Raw genomic sequence first — 1,652 nt, 5'->3', positions numbered from 1 at the left:
AACGCACAGTGACTGCTGATATACTGTACTGATACGGAGCACACGAAGATCTACACCGAGGTATACACTCTTTCCCTACCCGACGCTCTGCCGATCCCGCGGCGGCGGCCGGCCTCGGGCTGACGGTGCGCTCGCAGTACGGGCTGCCCGCGTCGGTGCGCGTGCTCGATGCGGCCTCGTGCGGGCTGCCGGCACTGCCGAGTTTGCCGCTGATTTTGCTGCGGCGCACGTCGTCGGCGACGCCGACCGTCGATCGGCTCGCGCGGATCGTGACGCAGGCGGTGCGGGATGCGACGGAGGGGGCGGGGGTGGCGCTGGCGGCGTGATATCGATCGACACGTAGGCGGTTGGCTGGACAATCGGCCTATTGGAGGAACGGAGCGAAGGTCGTGACAATGGTGGCTCACTCAATGGAGCCCATCATGCAAGTTGCCACTGTCCCCGAAGCCGCGCTCGATCTGCAGCGGCTGCTCGATGCCGCGATCGCGGGCGAACGCGTCGTGATTGCGCAGGACGGCAAACAGTCGGTCCGGCTGGTGCCGCTTGAACCCATCCATCGGTTCGGCGCCCTCAAGGGGCAGATATGGATGGCCGACGACTTCGATGCGCCCCTCTCTGCCGAAGAGTTGGCCGAGTTCGAAGGGAAGTAATGCGGTTGCTGGTCGATACACACATCTTCCTGTGGATGTGGGGTGATGATCCGAAACTGAGCGTGCGTGCGCGTAGGCTGATCACCTGCGCCGATGCCGTGTTCGTCAGCAGCGCGAGCATCTGGGAGATGGCGATCAAAGCCGGGAAGGGAAAGCTGGACGTCGACGTGGATCTGCTCGTCGGTGAGATCAAGACGAGCAAGTATCGCGAGCTACCGGTCAGGGCTACGCACGGCGCTGCCGTGCGCCATCTGCCACATCATCATGGCGACCCGTTCGACCGGTTGCTCGTCGCGCAAGCGTGGTGTGAACCGCTGCTGCTCGTCACGGCAGACAGCCACCTCGCGCAGTATGGCGCGTCTCGAATCCTGACAGTCTGAAAGAGTTTCGGAAGCGAAATCCTATGCGGCCGCAACAGCTTGCGTGGACGTTTCCAGCTCCGCACAAATGGCCGCCAGCCGCTCCCTCAACCCTTCACTCGCCGGCACGAACGGCAGTCGCAAACCGTCCTCGCACCACCCTTGCGCGGCCAGCACGGCCTTCACCGGCGCCGGGTTCGGCTCCGCGAACAGCGCCGCGACGAGCGGCTGCAGCGCGACCGACAGGCGCCGCGCATCGGCGAGCCGGCCGTCGCGCAGCAGCGCGTGGATGCGCACATGCCATTCGGGCAGCACGTGCGCGCTGCTAGCGATCGCGCCGTGCGCACCGGCGCACATCGCCGCGAAGTTCTGGTTGTCGTCGCCGGACAGGATCGCGAGCGGCGTGTCGTGCACGAGCCGGCTCATCCGGTCGAGTGTCCCCCCGCATTCCTTGATGCCCGCAACCCGCGGGTCGCGCGCGAGCGCCTGCAGTGTCTCCAGTTCGACGTTCACACCGGTGCGGTACGGGATGTTGTAGACGAGCACCGGCAGGTCGGCCGCATCGACGATTGCCTCGACGTGGCGGCGGATGCCTTCCTGGGTCGGCCGCACGTAGACGGGCGGCGTGACGAGCAGCCCGTCA

At 66.0% G+C, this 1,652-nt stretch carries 3 protein-coding genes and 1 pseudogene; 3 read left to right on the top strand and 1 reads right to left on the bottom strand.

Annotated features, from left to right (window positions below; translation table 11 throughout):
- Positions 1–98: 98 nt before the first annotated feature.
- From G3N99_RS39800 to G3N99_RS39790, 3 genes and pseudogenes are all read left to right on the top strand, one after another.
- Positions 99–326 (top strand): annotated as a pseudogene (locus G3N99_RS39800) (LysR family transcriptional regulator); the annotation flags it as partial.
- A 96-nt stretch (positions 327–422) separates the two neighbouring features.
- Positions 423–650 carry a prevent-host-death protein gene (locus G3N99_RS39795; RefSeq protein ID WP_039346445.1) on the top strand — a complete coding sequence of 76 codons (228 nt, stop codon included), beginning with the start codon at positions 423–425 and terminating at the stop codon, positions 648–650.
- Positions 650–1,030: a type II toxin-antitoxin system VapC family toxin gene (locus G3N99_RS39790; RefSeq protein WP_174988741.1), complete on the top strand. Its 381-nt coding sequence runs from the start codon at positions 650–652 to the stop codon at positions 1,028–1,030. The genes G3N99_RS39795 and G3N99_RS39790 overlap by 1 nt, the downstream gene beginning before the upstream one ends.
- A 21-nt stretch (positions 1,031–1,051) precedes the next feature.
- Here the strand turns inward: G3N99_RS39790 and G3N99_RS39785 are convergent.
- A partial coding sequence (locus G3N99_RS39785; RefSeq protein ID WP_206125141.1) for a dihydrodipicolinate synthase family protein occupies positions 1,052–1,652 on the bottom strand: 601 nt, incomplete at its 5' end.

It is taken from the genome of Burkholderia sp. Ac-20392, assembly GCF_017104585.1.
GTDB lineage: Bacteria > Pseudomonadota > Gammaproteobacteria > Burkholderiales > Burkholderiaceae > Burkholderia > Burkholderia lata.
The sequence above is the reverse complement of the archived record's forward strand: the minus strand, read 5'-3'. Positions and strand labels throughout refer to the sequence as shown.